The sequence below is a fragment of the Nitrosococcus oceani ATCC 19707 genome (assembly GCF_000012805.1).
Lineage (GTDB): Bacteria > Pseudomonadota > Gammaproteobacteria > Nitrosococcales > Nitrosococcaceae > Nitrosococcus > Nitrosococcus oceani.
In genome coordinates this window covers 408,386-426,242 of sequence record NC_007484.1, presented here as the reverse complement: position 1 = coordinate 426,242, position 17,857 = coordinate 408,386, and the positions used below count along the sequence as shown (strand labels likewise).

The 17,857-nt window shown below is 53.9% G+C and carries 13 protein-coding genes; 6 read left to right on the top strand and 7 right to left on the bottom strand.

Going from position 1 to position 17,857, the window contains the following annotated elements:
* Positions 1-6 precede the first annotated feature (6 nt).
* On the bottom strand, positions 7-297 hold the full coding sequence (locus NOC_RS02150; RefSeq protein WP_002812707.1) for a transcriptional regulator: 291 nt from the start codon (positions 295-297) through the stop codon (positions 7-9).
* 306 nt (positions 298-603) lie between these two features.
* On the opposite strand from NOC_RS02150, the gene NOC_RS02145 reads away from it, so the two are divergent.
* The 5 genes from NOC_RS02145 (at position 604) to NOC_RS02120 (ending at position 6,613) form a co-directional block, all read left to right on the top strand.
* Complete coding sequence (locus tag NOC_RS02145) at positions 604-990, top strand: hypothetical protein (protein WP_011330318.1); 387 nt, start codon at positions 604-606, stop codon at positions 988-990.
* Positions 987-2,270, top strand: coding sequence for a hypothetical protein (locus NOC_RS02140; RefSeq protein ID WP_002813680.1), 1,284 nt, complete (start codon positions 987-989; stop codon positions 2,268-2,270). Before NOC_RS02145 ends, NOC_RS02140 begins: the two co-directional genes overlap by 4 nt.
* A gap of 339 nt (positions 2,271-2,609) precedes the next feature.
* A complete protein-coding gene (locus NOC_RS02130; protein WP_011330317.1) occupies positions 2,610-3,878 on the top strand; it encodes a tetratricopeptide repeat protein in 1,269 nt (422 codons plus the stop codon).
* Positions 3,866-4,981 (top strand): CHAT domain-containing protein, encoded by a 1,116-nt coding sequence (locus NOC_RS02125; protein WP_002813130.1) that lies wholly within the window; start codon positions 3,866-3,868, stop codon positions 4,979-4,981. The genes NOC_RS02130 and NOC_RS02125 overlap by 13 nt, the downstream gene beginning before the upstream one ends.
* A gap of 48 nt (positions 4,982-5,029) precedes the next feature.
* Positions 5,030-6,613 carry an AAA family ATPase gene (locus tag NOC_RS02120; RefSeq protein ID WP_002813444.1) on the top strand — a complete coding sequence of 528 codons (1,584 nt, stop codon included), beginning with the start codon at positions 5,030-5,032 and terminating at the stop codon, positions 6,611-6,613.
* Positions 6,614-6,646: 33 nt separating this feature from the next.
* Here the strand turns inward: NOC_RS02120 and NOC_RS02115 are convergent, their stop codons facing one another.
* Entirely contained in the window at positions 6,647-10,327 is a 3,681-nt protein-coding gene (locus tag NOC_RS02115; protein ID WP_011330316.1) for a hydantoinase B/oxoprolinase family protein, read from the bottom strand.
* Positions 10,328-10,370: 43 nt separating this feature from the next.
* Here NOC_RS02115 and htpX point away from each other — a divergent pair, with 43 nt between their 5' ends.
* Positions 10,371-11,258 carry a protease HtpX gene (gene htpX / locus NOC_RS02110; RefSeq protein WP_002813917.1) on the top strand — a complete coding sequence of 296 codons (888 nt, stop codon included), beginning with the start codon at positions 10,371-10,373 and terminating at the stop codon, positions 11,256-11,258.
* A 36-nt stretch (positions 11,259-11,294) separates the two neighbouring features.
* Here htpX and NOC_RS02105 read toward each other — a convergent pair whose 3' ends face one another.
* Genes NOC_RS02105 through glyQ form a run of 5 tightly spaced genes read right to left on the bottom strand, consistent with a single transcriptional unit; the run spans position 11,295 to position 17,846 of the window.
* A complete protein-coding gene (locus NOC_RS02105) occupies positions 11,295-13,385 on the bottom strand; it encodes an EAL domain-containing protein (RefSeq protein ID WP_002812942.1) in 2,091 nt (696 codons plus the stop codon).
* A 44-nt stretch (positions 13,386-13,429) separates the two neighbouring features.
* Entirely contained in the window at positions 13,430-14,242 is an 813-nt protein-coding gene (locus NOC_RS02100; protein WP_002811955.1) for a lysophospholipid acyltransferase family protein, read from the bottom strand.
* Positions 14,235-14,774, bottom strand: coding sequence for a D-glycero-beta-D-manno-heptose 1,7-bisphosphate 7-phosphatase (gene gmhB / locus NOC_RS02095; protein WP_002812196.1), 540 nt, complete (start codon positions 14,772-14,774; stop codon positions 14,235-14,237). The genes NOC_RS02100 and gmhB overlap by 8 nt, the downstream gene beginning before the upstream one ends.
* Positions 14,775-14,833: 59 nt before the next feature.
* Positions 14,834-16,909, bottom strand: a complete 2,076-nt coding sequence (gene glyS, locus NOC_RS02090) for a glycine--tRNA ligase subunit beta (RefSeq protein WP_002813283.1) — start codon at positions 16,907-16,909, stop codon at positions 14,834-14,836.
* The gene (glyQ, locus tag NOC_RS02085; RefSeq protein ID WP_002812808.1) at positions 16,902-17,846 is read right to left on the bottom strand and encodes a glycine--tRNA ligase subunit alpha; all 945 of its coding nucleotides are present in this window, start codon (positions 17,844-17,846) and stop codon (positions 16,902-16,904) included. Before glyQ ends, glyS begins: the two co-directional genes overlap by 8 nt.
* Between the last annotated feature and the right edge of the window lie 11 nt (positions 17,847-17,857).

The window sequence follows — 17,857 nt, the reverse complement described above, 5'->3', positions numbered from 1 at the left end:
CCGGCGCTACAGCAGCTTTCGGTAATCGCAGTCCAGGATCGGTGCCAGTTTCTTCGCGTTGGCGTTGGCGTTGCCGATCACGCCCTTGTGGTGTTCCATCTCGGAGAGATGGTGCTGGCGGAGGCCGGTCTTCTCGGCTAGCTCGGCTTGGGTCCGTTCGGCACGGTGACGATACAGGCGCAAGTAATAACCCGGCGTGCGGTAGTCATCGCCGTGGCGCTGCTTAGCTTCATCGTGAAGCGTCTTGGCCGATACCCTGTCTTCTTCCAAGTATTGATCCAGCGTGGCGCGGATCATTACACACGGATGTTTATCCCGTTTCTGTATGAGATGAGGGACGGGCCGAATTGGCGCGCCACTTGATTTGGCGCAGCGCGCCAAAAGCATGGGGGCTGCCCATTAAGGGTTAAAAAGTGATACGCTGCGCTTCTGGGGCTATCATTAACCGGAACCGGGGACGGCTACTCAGGCTTATGTATGGGGGTAATGGCTGGCGGCACACGGGGCCAATAAGCCGCTCCGGCCTCGTTTATTAGCCCTACCGACCCTGCCCCTATCAAGGCGCGGCGGTTATTAGAGGGCATCGGATGACTGAGGATAAGAATGAATGAAGCTACGCCCGTTTTCTTCTGGTTGATAGGGTTACAGAAAGCCGACCTAGAGGAAATTATTAACAACCTTTCGGTAGAACAGCGTGCCCGCTTGCGTCGGGTGTTGGAAGATGCCGGTGCGGGGCGAGACTTGCGCTTTGAGGCCGCGGTACAGGTATCCGAAAAGGTATTAGATATCATCGGCCAGGAGGCGCGCCAGCTAGGGTTTGATATGCCCCGCCCTAACCCGGTGCACACGCCGGTTAGGATAACCGACACGCCGCCCAGCGATCCAAAGAATTTTCCCGAAAATAGACGAATACGGTTTGCCGAGGTGGTGCAGAAGGCGAAGGCATGTCTTGCGGATAAGAAAGAAAATAAGCATGAGCATAAAAAATGACGGCCGCCACTCGAGCCAGCAATCCCGGCGCCCTTGTCCAGTATGTTTTCTTTTTAGCGGATCAAGACCAGGCGCGTGAGGAAAAAAGCCCAGGCTACCAGTCCGCCAAGGCATTCGTAACCCAGGCGAGCGCCGCCCTCGGGCTGGATACAACCCGTGATTCGGGGTTTAGAGCCCATAAGTACAATGACCACGCCGGCCACGAATTGGTCTGGATTGAGGCCCACGAGGCCGAGATTGTTATTCTCACCTTAGACCGCCCACCCGATTTTACGACGGCTAAGGCTGTTTGGGATGAGGCGCTGGCAACCATCGCGCCCTTGCTGGAGTCTATCGCGCCAGAGCATCTTCAGGGTAAAGCCCACGTCCTCATCGGACTGGGCGAGGCCGAGCGGTTAATGCCCCAGGCCGAGCACACGTTAGCCTCTGCGCTCACACTTTCCGCCCAGGCACCCTGGGGAAGTCTGTGGGCGCCGAAAATAGAAGGCCCCTTTTTACTGGCCCTCAAGGCCGAGTGTTTACAGGCCGGGGAGCAATTTATCTCCTGGGAAATTTTCGCGCACGCGCTCTATCACCTCACCAAAGGCATGGACCAATGGCAGGACTACCAACGGCACCGAAAGGCACTGGCGCAGTTGGAGCAGCAGTTGGAGCGCGACATCGGGCAAGCCTATGCTGCTGCCACTTCCTCTCATCAGCCGCTCCTGCCCGCGCTCACCAGAGCCGGTCGGGCGCTTAATGGGCTGCTCAAACCCGTTTCCTTGGCAAGCATCAATCTTAAAAAGGCGCGATTGAATCTGCAGCGCGCCTTAGCGGGGGTCTTTAGATCCGATCAGGGCCTTATCGCGGAAATGAAAAACAGCCTGCTTGGTTTCGAGGAAATTCTTGATGCGGAAGCAGGCATTTTGCGAGAAAGAACGGCTGAGCTGGAGCGCATGACCCAGCAGGCCCAACGGGAAATGCAGCTTGAAACCGCACGGCGCTCGGAAATGCTACTGGCGGCCGCGCACACGGTGGAATTTGTCGTGGTGCTCTACTATGTGCTCGCGGCCTGGGGGCTGGTGATTGGCAAGCATTCTCAGCAAAGCATTCATCCGCTCGGGAAGCTGTTGTGGGGCCTGGGGGTCAGCGGTGCGGCCGTTTTCGCCACCTACTACGCCCTCAGCAAGTGGGGGGAACGGGCCGCCTTGGGACTGCTTATCGGTGTGGTCGTGATGGCGGTGGCCCTCGCCGGGGTCTTACAATGGGGGCCAGGGTGGCTGGCGCAAATTATCTATTGAGGCCCTTCTCTGCTGGATGACAAAGCGCCTTCTCCTATCAACGATTAATTGTATCCGCGCTGAGGGGCGTCTATGAGTAAATTAAGGGAACTTTATAAGGCAGTACTTGCCGGCACTCTCCCCGTAGAGGAGATTTTCGCACAGCTAGAAGAAGCTATCCAGGCAGGCTGACTCCAGACCCATGAGATTAACGCCTTTAATGATGAGATTGAACACTGGCGCAAGGCTGGTAAAAGCTCCGAGGAAATCTTCCTGGCGGCATGGATAAATTACCATGCCATCAATTTGTTGGCACCGCTTAGCTTGCGCGCCGCCTGCGCGTGGCAGTTTTTGCAATCGATGCCTTCAGAAGCCGTCCCATTACAGCTTACCCGTATCCAGGCGCTCGAAGATGTGTTGCGGCAGCTCAAGGACGAGAAGCCTGAGTTGGTTGCCTCCTTGCAAGGCGAATTAGGCAATGCGTTGGCAACATCATCGATGGGCTCCTCCCGGGCCTATAATCTTGAGCAAGCCATCCAGGCTTATCAGGCTGCCCTTGAGATCCGGACCCGAAACGATTTCCCCGAGCAGTGGGCCACGACCCAGCATAACCTGGGCAACGCCTATGGCAAGCGCATTCGGGGCGTGGGGGCGGAGAACCTGGAAAAAGCCATCCAGGCTTATCAGGCCGCCCTTGAGATCCGGACCCGAAACGATTTCCCCGAGCAGTGGGCCATGACCCAGCATAACCTGGGCAACGCCTATGGCAAGCGCATCCGGGGTGCGCAGGCGGAGAATCTGGAGCGGGCCCTTGAAGCTTATGAGGCCGCCCTTACAATCTACACCCGCGATGCTTTCCCCGAGGACTGGGCTATGACCCAGCATAGTCTGGGCAACGCCTATCGAGATCGCATTCGGAGCGCGGGGGCGGAGAACTTGGAGCGGGCCCTTGAAGCCTATGGCGAGGCCGCTCGCATTTACACGACCGATACGAATCCTGAAGCGGCGCGTCAGGTTCGACTCGGTCAAAGCGCAGCTTTACTTAAGGCAGGCCGGTGGCAGGCGGCCCTGGATGCGAGTGAGGAAGGGCTTGCGGCTTCCCGGATCTTGTTTGATATTAGCTTACATGATCCGGAAGTTCGGGAACGGGAGATTGGCACATCGGAAATGTTATATGCCCACTGCGCGTTTGCCCAGGCGCAACTGGGCAGACCTGATAAGGCGCTGGCGATTCTAGAAGAAGGCCGGGCCCGGGAGCTGCGTTACCGGGCAGGCCGGGATCGGGCCGATCTGGAAGACCTTCCAGAGCAGAGAAGGGCCGCTTTTTTGCAAGCCGCGCAGCGGGTCCGCGATTTAGAAGCGGAATGGCGGCGGCCCGAGGAGGAACGCCCGGCCGATCTAGCGGATAAAACGCGCCAGGCCCGCCAGGGTCTGGAGCAGGAAGCGCAACAAATCCGCGTGTTAAAGCCGAATTTTCTGCGCGCGTCCGTGGATCTCCATGACATTCGCGCGGTGCTTCCCGGCCAAGACGCCGCCCTGGTGGAATTTGCAGTCACCGAGGCGGGCACCCTCGCCCTGGTGCTGCCGGCGGGGCAAGGGGCGTTGAAGCGGTCTGGATGGAGAGCGTGACCGAAGAGCGGCTCTGGGAGGAGTGGCTCTTGAGAACGGATGAGCCTTCGGGAGAAATCATCGGCGGTTGGTTTGCGGGGGTAGTGGACCCGGAGGTGTGGCGTCATGGTTATGCGATGCAACATCTACTGAGGCGTGTAGGTAAAGAGTTGCTCGCCCCCGTGGCGGAACACCTCGGCGAGGCAAAGCGCCTTCTCCTTGTCACCCATGGCGGACTCCATCTGCTACCCTTGGAGGCGGCACCTTTTCCAGCCGGGAACGGGGCAATGACTACCTTGAGTGAGCGGATGGCCGTCTCAGTCACCCCGAGTGCGGTATTCTTAGCGGAGAATCGCCAACACGCGAGGGGGTCCGAACAATCTTGGAGGCTGGTGGCTTTAGAGAACCCCCGCAACGATCCTCAGCTCCCATACACGTCCCTTGAAGTGGCCCGCATTGCCCATTATGCCGGCGCTGAGCGGACCACGCGGCTACGGGGCAAAGAAGCTACCCTCCCGGCCCTGGCAGAGAATCTGGCTGGAGCTACCTTCAATCACTTTTCATGCCACGGCCGATATCACTGGGGTAGCCCCCTGTTATCCGCGCTGGAACTTCATCCGGCCGAGGGGGAGCCCACGGTTGAGGGAGGCGAGCCGGGTCATTTGACCCTGTTGCATCTCTATCAAGGCAAGGTCGATTTCACCGGGGCGCGGCTGGTGACACTGAGCGCCTGCCAAACCGGCATCACCGAGGTCAGGGAGCAGGCCGAGGAAGCCGTTGGGCTACCGGGCGGCCTTTTGGGAGCGGGGGTGCCAACCGTGGTGGCGTCCCTGTGGAGTGTGGCGGATCTCTCCACAGCGTTTTTAATGAGCCGGTTTTATTACCACTTGCTCTGCCAAGCGCACCCGCCCGATAGGGCCTTGCAACAAGCGCAAGCGGATACGCGAACCGCGACCTGGAAGCAGATTCGTGAGGAGCTGGAGGAGCAGGCAGTTCTAAATGCATCCGATAAGCTTGGAGACGAAGGGGAACTTGACCAACGGCCTTTCGCGCAGCCCTACCATTGGGCGGCTTTCCAAGTGTGGGGTGATGGTTGGACGCCTATTATCCAGGAGGATGCATAAAAACAGCCCGGAAGCGACTGGTTTGGCAACCCTACAAGGAAACAAGCGATGGCTGGACAGATAGACACACTGATTGAGCACTTGCAGCAGCCTGGGATTTACCATCATGCTGTGGAAAATCTGACCATGATTGAGACCCACATTTCCTGGGTAGTGCTTACTGGACCCTATGCCTACAAAATTAAAAAACCCCTTGATCTAGGTTTTCTTGATTTTTCTACCCTGGACAAGCGCCGTCACTATTGTGATGAGGAGCTGCGAATCAACCGCCGGCTTGCTCCCGAAATTTACCTGGAGGTAGTGCCTATCACCGGTAGTACGGCCCAACCCCATCTCGGGGGAACCGGTATCCCGATAGAATACGCGGTCAAAATGATCCAATTTCCCCAGCAGACCCGCTTGGACTACTGTTTGCAGCGGGGTGACTTATCCCCGAAGCAGGTGGAAGACTTAGCTGGTAAAGTCGCTGCATTTCATCAAAATGTTGCAATCGCTCCCCAGGACAGCCCCTATGGTGCGCCCAAAACCATAGGACAGCCAGCCCTGGAAAACTTTCAACAGATGGAAATCTTCCTTAAAGAAGCGGAGGATCAAAAAAAATTGGCTCGCCTCCGGCACTGGACGGAGAAAAAATGGCAGCAACTGCAAGCAGAATTTACCGGTCGTAAAAAGGCGGGCTTTGTACGAGAATGTCACGGCGATTTACATCTGGGGAATATCGCCTTAAGAGAGGGTAAATTCATCATCTTTGATGGGATTGAGTTTAATGAGAACCTGCGCTGGATCGATGTCATGAGCGAGCTCGCCTTCCTGATCATGGATCTGGAGAATCGGGGTCGCCCGGATTTAGCCCACCGTTGTTTGAATAGTTATCTGGAGCACAGTGGCGACTATCCAGGCTTGGCGGTGCTTGCTTACTACCAGGTTTATCGCGCCCTGGTCCGAGCCAAAGTCACTGCTATCCGCCTAGGACAAACGCCCCCAGAAACCCAGGCTATCAAAGAACGCTGCCGTGATTATCTGAATCTGGCCTTACATTATATCCAACCGGCCAGATCTTTTTTGCTCATTACCCATGGTCTCTCTGGTAGCGGCAAAACCACCTTGAGCCAGCCCCTCATTGAACGCTTCGGTACCATTCGTTTACGTTCGGATATTGAACGCAAGCGCCGCCATGGTTTGAAACCTCGGGAGCGGCTCAATAAGGGGATTGGTATCGGAATGTATTCCGCAGAGTCCAGCCATAAGACTTATCAGCACCTCCAACAGCTTGCTCAAACGATCCTGAAAGCAGGATATCCCCTCATTGTGGATGCGGCTTTTCTTAAGCAGCAACAACGCCAAATATTTCAGGATCTAGCTAATAAGCTCAACATACCCTTTGCCATTCTGGATTTTCATTGCGATCCCCAACAGCTACAGCAACGGATACGGGAGCGCCAACATAAAAATCAGGATGCCTCCGACGCTGATCTCGCTGTTCTGGAACATCAACAGGCCACGCAGGAGCCCCTGACCAAGGCAGAGCAGGCAATTACCCTGGCAATCGATACTTCCCAGACTCAGGCCATGGAAACAGTCATCCAGCAGCTACAAGTCCTTACCGGGGAAAAAGCCCCTAGGGTCAAATAGGAGCAAATTTTAAGATCTCCCAAAGAAAATTTGCTATGGCTCTTGGAACCCATAGCCTCCTCCCCCCGGCGTTTCGATAACAAATACATCTCCCGGCTGCATTTCAACACTCCCCGTGCTAGATAGCACTTCCCTAGCGCCGTTTGCCCGGAGCACGTAATTGCACCCCACCGCCCCTGGCTGACCCTCGGCCAGCCCAAAGGGGGGCACTTGCCGGCGGTTAGAAAGAATGGAAGCTGTCATGGCCTCACGGAATTTAATCCGCCGCACGACACCATCACCGCCCCGATACCGGCCACCGCCGCCGGAGTCTGCACGGATATAAAATCCATCGACCAGCACGGGAAAACGCCACTCCAATACTTCCGGATCGGTCAGGCGGGTATTGGTCATATGAGTATGCACTGCGGAAGTGCCATCGAAGTCTGGCCCTGCCCCGCTGCCACCGCAAATAGTCTCATAATACTGATAGCGCTCATTACCGAAGGTGAAGTTATTCATGGTCCCCTGGGCGGCCGCCATGACCCCCAAAGCACCATACAAAGCGTCAACGATGCACTGGGAGGTTTCCACATTGCCAGCAACGACTGCGGCCGGATAGCGAGGATTGAGTAGACAACCTTCAGGGATAATAATTTCTAATGGCCTAAGACCGCCGGCGTTGAGGGGGATATCTTCCTCCACCAGGGTGCGGAAAACATACAGCACCGCTGCCTGGCAAATCGCTACCGGGGCGTTAAAATTGTTCGCTTGCTGCGGCGAAGTGCCCGTAAAATCCACCCTAGCGGAACGCTGCTGCCGATTAATAGTGATGATCACATGGATACGGCTCCCATTATCCATTTCGTAGCTAAATTCACCGGATTTAAGGGCGGCTAGAACCTGCCTGACCTGCTCCTCGGCATTATTTTGGATATGCCCCATATAGGCATGTACTACCTCTAGGCTAAAGTGTTTCACCATTTGCCGCAGTTCATGGATGCCCTTTTCATTAGCGGCAATTTGGGCACGTAGATCGGCCAGATTTTGTTTAAAATTACGTACTGGATAAGGACTCGAAGTCAGCAGTTCAATGAATTCTTCTTCCCGAAGGCAACCCTGATCGACCAGTTTAAAATTGTCGATGATCACGCCCTCTTCCTCTATGGTTTTGCTATCGGGAGGGATGGAGCCGGGGGTAATGCCGCCAATATCCGCCTGATGCCCCCGGGAACCCACATAGAACAAAATTTCAGTACCTTGCTCATCGAATACCGGGGTGATCACCGTCACATCCGGTAGGTGGGTGCCACCGTCGTAGGGGGCGTTCAAGACATACACATCCCCAGGACGAATGTGACCCCTATTGCGGCGAATCACCGTTTGTACCGACTCCCCCATGGAACCCAGGTGCACCGGAATATGGGGGGCATTGGCTACTAGCTGACCGTCCTTGTCGAACACCGCGCAGGAGAAATCCAAGCGTTCCTTGATATTTACCGAGTAAGCGGTATTAGCCAAAGTAACGCCCATCTGTTCGGCAATAGCCATGAATAAATTATTAAACACCTCCAGCATCACCGGGTCCACCTCGGCACCCACGGCGAAACGTTTGGGTAGCGGCTCCATCCGCGTCAAGATCAGATGATGACCTTTGGTGGCTTCAGCCTGCCAACCATGCTCAATGACCGTGGTGGCATTGCTCTCGATAAGAATGGCCGGGCCACAAATATAAGCGTCGGCCCCCAGCTCCTCACGCTTATAAATCGAGGTGGGATAACTGGTGCCATCGGCGAACATAACTGTAATGTCTACCGGCCTCGCTTTCCCCCAGTAGGGGAACATCCCCCTGATCTTATCTTCGGCTGCCTGGGCACCCCCAATGATCTCCACCGCCACCGCTTCCACGATATGGTCTTTCTCGGACGCGATAAAGCCGAAGTATTGCTGATGGGCTTGCTCGAAACCCATACGTATCGCCTGAAGATCGCCAAAGCCAACGATGAGCGCGGTATCGCTGCCTTCATAGCGCAGATGGACCTTTTTTTTCACCCGAATAGAGCTCTCCTTAACGCCTTGTTGCCGCATTTCCATGCGGCCCGTGGACTCCAATTCCTGAAACGCTGCTTCCATGTGGGCGACCAGGGAAGCAGAAAGGAGAGCTTCGATGGGCTGCTGCTTAATCACCCGTAATTCGGCTAAGCCCATCCCATAGGCTGAAAGCACACCCGCCAGCGGATGAATAAATACGGTCTTTATGCCTAAGGCATCCGCCACCCGGCAAGCATGTTGCCCCCCCGCAGCTCCAAAGCAGCATAGGGCGTATTCGGTAACGTCGTAGCCGCGCTGGGTGGATATCTGCTTGATGGCATTGGCCATGTTCTCAATCTCGATCTTCAAAAATCCCTCGGCCACCTCAACCGCCGAGAGTATTTTCCCAGTAGCCGCCTTGATTTCAGCAGCCAGGGTTTCAAATTTCTGCCGCACGATGTCCCGGTCAATAGGCTGATTCTGATTGGGTCCGAAAACCTCGGGGAAGTATTCTGGCTGGATTTTACCGACCATGACATTGCAGTCGGTGATGGTCAACGGCCCGCCTCGCCGATAGCAAGCTGGCCCCGGATTGGCGCCGGCCGACTGGGGTCCCACCCGGAAGCGTGCTCCATCGAATTGGCAAATGGAACCGCCACCAGCCGCCACGGTATGGATGCGCATCATCGGCGCTCGCATGCGCACTCCGGCCACTTCTGTTTCGAAGACGCGCTCGTACTCGCCGTCGTAGTGGGCGACATCGGTGGAAGTGCCACCCATGTCAAAACTGATGATCTTGGAAAACCCGGCGCTGATGGCGGTCCGCACCGCACCGACAATGCCCCCGGCCGGCCCTGACAGGATGCTATCCTTGCCCTGGAAGAAACGGGCGTCGGCCAGGCCCCCATTGGATTGCATGAACAGCAAACGAGTATCGCCCAGCTCGCTGCTCACATGATCCACATAGCGCCTGAGGATGGGCGACAAATAGGCATCGACCACTGTGGTGTCGCCCCGGCCGACGAGTTTCATCGAAGGGCTGGCTTCCTGGGAAAGGGAGATTTGGGTATAGCCTATCTTTCGGGCCAGTTCCGCCACCCGCCGCTCATGCTCGTGATAACGGTAGCCATGCAAAAAAACAATAGCCACCGAACGAATACCCTTCCGGTAAGCCGACTCTAACGGTTGACGGGCGCTATCCAGGTTAAGGGGAGTCAGCACTTCGCCCTGGGCTGAAAGGCGCTCCTCAACCTCCTCCACCCGTTCATAGAGCATCTCTGGCAGGAGGATATGGCGGGCAAAAAGCTTTGGCCGGCTCTGATAGCCGATGCGCAGCGCATCCCTAAATCCTTGCGTGATCAGGAGCAAGGTGCGCTCCCCCTGGCGTTCCAAGAGGGCATTAGTCGCTACAGTGGTACCCATCCGCACTTCTTGGATCCGCGCGATGGGAAGAGGCTGATCCTTAGCCACGCCGAGAAGATCCCGGATTCCTTGCAAGGCGGCATCCGAATAGTGTTCGGGATTCTCCGATAAGAGCTTATGGGTTAACAAGCGGCCGTCCGGTCGCCGCGCCACGATGTCGGTGAAGGTCCCGCCCCGATCAATCCAGAACTGCCAAAGATGTTGCCTTTTCCAAGATTGTGGTCTATTCACCTTACCGAATGGCAACACAAGCTGCTTGAAATACGCGAGTAATTCCCTCATATAATATGGTCCCATCAGCGCTTCTTATAAGGAGCTTTCATCAATGATAAAACGCGTGATACTTTTTTTGGCAACTAACCTTGCGGTCCTGCTGGTACTTAGCATTTCCATGCGTCTTCTCGGAATTGAGAGCCTGCTTAATCAGCAAGGGACCGATCTTAACCTTAACGCTCTGCTCATATTCGCCGCAATCATTGGCTTTAGCGGCTCTTTAATCTCCCTGGCGATCTCCAAGTTTACCGCCAAGCGCCTTACTGGTGCCCAGGTTATTGAACGCCCCCGCAGCACCACCGAGGTTTGGCTGCTGGAAACCGTTCAACGCCATGCACGAATGGCAGGGATAGGCATGCCAGAAGTGGCGATTTACGCGTCCCCGGAACCCAATGCCTTTGCCACTGGCTGGAATCGTAATGCCGCCCTGGTGGCTGTAAGCAGTGGTCTTTTGGAGCAAATGAATCAAAATGAAGTAGAGGCGGTGTTAGGCCATGAAATTAGTCATGTGGCTAATGGCGACATGGTGACCTTGGCCTTGATTCAGGGCGTCGTCAACACATTCGTAATTTTTCTCGCCCGGATTATCGGCCACTTAGTGGATCGGGTAGTCTTTAAAACCGAGCGCGGTTATGGCCCCGCTTTTTTCATTACCACCCTCATCGCTCAAACGGTGCTTGCCATTCTCGCTAGCCTCATTGTCCTGTGGTTTAGCCGCCAACGTGAATTTCGGGCTGATGCGGGGGGGGCCCAGCTGGCCGGCAAGGAAAAAATGATCGCGGCGTTAGAGCGACTAGGCAGGATGGCCCAGGAGGGACTTCCAGAGCAACTTCAGGCTTTCGGAATAGCGGGGGGGGAGAGATCTCAAGGATGGAAGCGTCTATTCATGTCCCATCCGCCCATTGAAGAGCGGATCGCCGCGCTTCGGGCTGAACACTAATAGAGAACTTAACTCTTGGAACCAGAAAAATTAATATTAAATACCACCAGAAAACTCATAGCTCAGAAATTGATTGGGTTCCTGAATATAACGGCCTTGGGCATAATCCAGGCCAAATTGCCAAAGCAGAGCTAAGGTATTGGCATCGGAAACGAATTCAGCGATGGTAGGCTTACCGGCTTCCTTAGCCATTTCAATGATAATTTTAACGGCCTCCTGGTTTTGCTCATCTTGGAGAAGGTTTTCGATGAAAGCGCCATCAATTTTAAGATAATCCACATTAATATGTTTCAAACAATTGGACGTATCTAGCCCCGTACCAACATGCTCCAGGGCAAACTGGCACCCTAACACCCGAAGTCCCTCAACAAGCTGTTGTACTCGCTTTAAATAATTGAGGGCAGAGCTCTCGCTAATTTCGAAAATCAGCGAACGGGCATCCAGCCCACTCTCCTGCAAATGCTTTTTAAGCCAAGGCAGGAGGTTTTTGTCATGGATAGAAGGGTCAGACAATTTGACAAAAAACCGGATAAGCTGGCCTACTTGATGCCGGCTGTGCAAAACACTCATGGCCTTGGCAATCACCCAACGATCGATCTCGCCCATTAATTTAAGCTGAGCGGCTGGTTCTAAGAACTTTTCTGGAAGAATATAGCCACCTGCGTCATCGGTCATGCGCAGCAAAACTTCAAAAATCTCTTCAGTCTCCCCGTGGAGGCTAACTATAGGCTGATAGAACAGGCAAAAACCATCCTTATTATTCATAGCCTCCCGGAGTTGGACCTCCCATTGTTTTATTTTTTCCTGATCGGTGAGGTCCTCGATCACTGGCCTATAACGCTCAATCCGATTACCACCCGCCTCCTGGGCTTTGAGGCACGCTTTATGGGCCCGCTCTAGTATTTGCTGACCCCCCGGCGCACTCTCTCCTATTCGGCAAATCCCGATGCTGCAAGTAACATTAATGCTACGTTCGTCCATCTCCACTAAATGCCGATCCACGGCTTGACGCAATTGTTCAGCCAAAGCGTCCTCTTGCTCATCACTTCCATGAGGAAGTAAAAGAGTAAAAACTTCATCTCCAAAGCGAGCCAGAATCACTTTTTCATCACAATATTGTTGTAGAATTCGAGCCACATCAACAACGACTAAATCGCTGGCTCCAATTCCAACCCGCGCCCTGACGCGATTGAATTGATCAATAGCGATATAGAGCAAACTACTCTCTCTATCTCCTGCCCTGGCCGCAATTACCCACTTTTCCATCAATTCCAGGTAATGGGGCCGGCTAAAGAAGCCGGTCAATATATCTCGTTGCTGAACCTGTTTAATCCTTTCCTCCGCAGCAAGATCATAAGTTTTATCCCGAATGACAATTTGGGTGCAAAACTCACCTTCAATACTCGCGGGAGTAAATTCCCAAGCGGCGGTAAAAGTATGGCCATCTGCTTTGTGCGCCCGTAAGGTAAAATGGGCACTTTTCCCCTCGCTAGCACCATACTCCTTAAGAAAAGCTTTAAAACGGTTGTGCTCCTCGGGGGCTATCATATCCAGCAGGGGCATCCCCTCGATTTCATCAAGTTCATGATAACCAAACAGTTCCAGATAAGCCCGGTTCGCATAGATATGCATGCCTTCATGCACATAGCCTACCGCATCCCGGGAGCTCTCTAGCAAGGCGCGGACCTGACGCTCGCTTTCCCCTAAAACCATCTCACTGTGGCGGCGCGCCCGGCGGTTTTCCAGATCTTGAAGTTCGCGCTTAATAACAGATTGAAGGCGGAGAGGGCGGCTCTTAAGCACCACATCTCGGACACCGGCAACATACATTTCATCGATATCATCGGAGTCCGTTTTCTCATCCACTACAATAATAAGCGAAATATCCTTTTCCGATTGAAGGAGAATCTGAGCTGCCCGTGCTACACTGAATTGCGGCAACATAGCTGCACAAACGATAATATCCCAACTTTGCCCTTCTATTGCCTCCCGAAATTCTTCTTCTTTCTCCACCCGAGAGGCTCGCGCCGCAAATCCCATCTTGCGCAACAGATTGGTCACCATTTCCGCATCCTCAAAGGAGGCATCCACAATTAACAACCGCACAATGTTTTTGGAACTTAGCATTGAGTTTTCAGTGATCTCAGTGAGTATAATTTAGATTTAACGCCTTATTGGGGAGCTTGATAGGATTCAGTGAGATCCGGCGGATCAATTTCCTTCATAATTTTTTCTATCCAATCGTAGGCTTCTTGATTGACTTGGGCAGCTGATTTGCCGTGGGTATCGATAGGGGGACCAATTACCGCATCGATGACCCCAGGATATTTGATAAATCCGCCACGCGGCCAATAGCGTCCCGCATTATGGGCTACTGGTACCACAGGATAACCTGTAGCTTGAGCTAAGGCAGCGCCCCCGATGCCAAAACGGCCCATGGTGCCAGGCGGCATCCGGGTTCCTTCCGGGAATACCACTACCCAACGGCCAGCGGCAAGGCGTTGTTGGCCTTGTTTTATGATTTGCCTAAGAGAACGACGCCCCGCCTTACGATCAACCGCGATGGGCTCCAATAAAGCGAGACCCCAGCCAAAAAAAGGAAGCCATAACAATTCCCGCTTCAGTACCCAAATCTGGGGCGGGAAAATCTGCTGCAAGGCAATCGTTTCCCAGGCTGATTGATGCTTGCAGAGTACTACCGCCGGGCCAGGAGGAATATGCTCCGCACCCCGGACCCGAAAGCTAACTCCACAGGTTTTCTTAAGCCACCAAAAATTGAGACGGCCCCACTGAATCAGGAAGAGGTAACGGTACCGGAAAGGTAGAAAAAACAAGCATAAACCTACCAGACCAAAAATAAAGGTAGAGAGAATCTGTCCTAAAGAGAAAAGAAGGGAGCGCCAAAGTAATTGCTGCTGAGTCTCCAGGGATGGAGAAAAAGTGCTGCCCATGGCGCGGCTGGGTTTCGGGGCTCGCTTATCCATGCTTTAGCAAGGCATCGGCGACTGAGCCTAGATCATCGTAAATTTCTACCCCCATCGGCAAATCGGAGCTTTCCGCCGTCCTCTTGCCTTTTCCCGTGCGCACTAACAGGGGGATGGCGCCCACCGCTTGAGCCGCCTGCAAATCTCGTAAAGAATCGCCAACTACCGGTACTCCATCTAATTGAATGCGCAAACGGCGGGCGAGATCATGGAACAAGCCTGGGCGGGGCTTACGGCAACTGCAATCTTCCCCTGGGACATGGGGGCAAAATAAAATTGCTTCGATGCCACCTCCCATTTGGGCTAAGAGATGGTGCATCTTACTGTGAATTCGGTTGAGCGTGGGAACATCAAAAAAACCTCGTCCTATCCCCGATTGGTTAGTGGCAACGATAATTTGATAACCTGCCTGATTAAGTCGAACGATAGCTTCCAGGCTGCGAGGAATCGGTACCCACTCGGCCGGGCATTTGATATATTCGTCAGAATCCTCATTGATGACCCCATCCCGATCCAAAATAACCAAGCGCATGGCTATTCTCCTCTTGACTCATTCAAGCAGTATTACCCTCCTTCCACCTCCAGCTAGAATCAAGCCTGCAAGCGGGAAATATCCGCCACCTGAAGAAATAATGTTTGCAAACGAGCTAGTAAAGCTAAACGGTTAGCCCGCAGTTTCGGATCTTCCACCATGACCATCACCTCGTCAAAAAATTGATCTACCGCGCCCCGCAAACCGGCTAGAGCCGTCAGCGTAGCACGGTGATCCTGCCTCTCTAATAAAGGCATCATTTCCCGTTCCAAACTGTACATCTGAGTTGCAAGAGTCTGCTCCGCGGGGTCTTGCAGTAGATCAGATTCAATTTGTGCTGGAAGTTTTTCCCCGCTCTTGCGTAGAATGTTTCGGATTCGCTTATTGGCCGCCGATAAAGACTCAGCTTCTGGAAGCTTGCGGAAAGAAGCCACCGCTTTGAGACGGCGGTCAAAGTCCAGAGGTTGGTCCGGCCTTACAGCTAAAACTGCTTCGATTTCATCAGGCCGAAAGCCCGCTTCCAAATAATAACCCCGAAGACGTTCTAGTAAGTAAGCATGGACTTGAACTGCAGTATTTTTCTCGGTTAAACGATCATTATAGGTTTCACAGGCTCTCTTGAGTAAAGAAGGCAGATCCAGCGCAAGCCCGGACTCGATAATAATACGCAATACACCCAGCGCAGCCCGACGCAAACCATAGGGATCTTTATCACCGCTTGGCGGCGCGCCAATACCGAATAATCCTACCAAGGTATCTAAGCGATCCGCCAAACTTAACGCCTGGCCAGTGGCAGTGCGTGGCAGCACATCACCGGCAAAGCGGGGCAGATATTGCTCTCTAAGCGCTTCGGCAACTTCTTGAGGTTCATGATCGTGGAGGGCATAATAGCGGCCCATACTCCCTTGTAGCTCTGGGAATTCGGTGACCATCTCAGTCACCAGGTCACACTTGGACAACAATCCAGCACGCTTGGCCCAATCCCCATTGCCGCCAATATCCTTGGCAATATGCCAAGCAAGTTTAGCCAACCGCTCAGTCCTCTCAAAAACGCTGCCTAATTTCTCTTGGAAGGTGATCTTTTTAAGTCTCTCGCAACGGCTAGCCAGAGATTCCTTGCGATCAGTGGCATAGAAAAAGGCTGCATCGGTAAGGCGGGGCCGAATGACTCGCTCATTGCCCTCTACCACAACCTCCGGACGTTGACTCTCAATATTACATACAGTAATAAAGCAGGGCAGCAAATGTCCTTGCTCATCCTGTACTGGAAAATACTTCTGATGATCTTGCATAGTGGCGATGAGCACCTCTGCCGGCAGTTTGAGAAAATCTCCATCAAACTGGCCAGCCAAGGCCACGGGCCATTCCACCAAGCCCGTCACCTCATCTAGCAAAGCTTCTTCAATCAGGGCTTTTCCGCCCATCTGCTGGGCAGCCGCCACTACCTGGGTATAGATGGCTTCCCGGCGAACAGCAAAATCAGCGAGCACCTTACCTTCAGTTTCCAGCAGAGTTGCATAAGCAGCAGGCTCTGTCAGATAGAGCGGTTCGGGATGATGAAAACGATGTCCCTGAGTTTCCCGACCCGCTTGGACACCCAGTAGAGTCGCCGGGATCACCTCTTCTCCAAAAAGCAAGACTAGCCAATGAACCGGGCGTATGAACTCCCCTGGGAGATCACTCCAGCGCATGGGCTTGGGAATGGGTAACGCCTGAAGTGCCTGGGCCAGGATAGCTGGCAGTAATTCTCGGGTGGGCGCCCCCTGCTGACGTTGCCGGTACACTAGCCAAGCCCCTTTCTCATTCTTCAAACTCTCTAGTGCCTCTACCGGTACGCCGCAACTACCGGCAAACCCTCGGGCCGCGGCGGTAGGCTTACCCTCTTCGTTAAAGGCTGCAGCCAATGCTGGCCCCCGGCGCTCCAGTACCTGTTCAGGTTGAGAAACGGTCAAGGCTTGTACCCATACCGCCAAACGGCGCGGCGCACCATAGCCTTTTAAATCCCCATAGATTAATCCCGCCGCCTGCAGCCCATGGCTAAGTTCTTGGAGCAAACTCTCGGATAGCTTGCGCAGGGCCTTAGGAGGTAGCTCCTCAGTACCAATTTCGATTAAAAGATCCCGGGTCTCAGCCACAGGCCATCTCCTTACCAACGCTTGCTAATATGGGAAAACCCAAAGCCTGGCGCCGCGCCAAATAAGCCTCAGCCACCGCCCGCGCTAGCGCCCGGACTCGCAAAATGTAACGTTGGCGCTCAGTCACAGAAATGGCATGGCGGGCATCCAAAAGATTAAAAGTATGGGAAGCTTTCAACATCATTTCATAGGCAGGTAAAGACAAGCCGGCTTCAACCAAGCGTTTACTTTCTGTCTCGCAGCTGTTAAACCAGGCGAATAAGCTCTCTGTATCGGCCTGCTCAAAATTATAGATCGACATCTCTACTTCATTCTGATGAAAGACATCCCCATAAGTCACTCGCCCGAGTGGGCCCTCCGCCCAAACCAAATCGAAGACGCTGCCGACTCCCTGCAAATACATGGCAATCCGCTCCAAGCCGTAGGTAATTTCACCCGTCACTGGGCGGCACTCTAATCCTCCCGCCTGCTGGAAGTAAGTAAATTGGGTGATTTCCATGCCATTCAGCCACACTTCCCAACCCAACCCCCAAGCACCGAGGGTCGGTGATTCCCAATTGTCTTCCACAAAGCGGATATCATGTACCAGGGGCGATATCCCCAACATATGCAACGATCCTAAATAGAGATCTTGAATTTCCAGGGGTGACGGCTTCAACACTACTTGATATTGGTAGTAGTGTTGAAGCCGATTCGGATTATCTCCATAACGCCCATCTGTAGGGCGGCGCGAAGGTTGGACATAAGCGGCGTTCCAAGGCTCCGGCCCGAGAGCACGCAGAAAAGTAGCCGGATGAAAGGTTCCTGCCCCCATTTCCATATCATAGGGCTGAAGAAGTACGCAGCCCTGCTCGGCCCAATATTGTTGCAGCCGCAAGATAAGTTCCTGAAAGGTTGCAGGCATGGTTCCTGCAATATCGCGGGGCTTGCTGGTCAAAAGATCCCCCT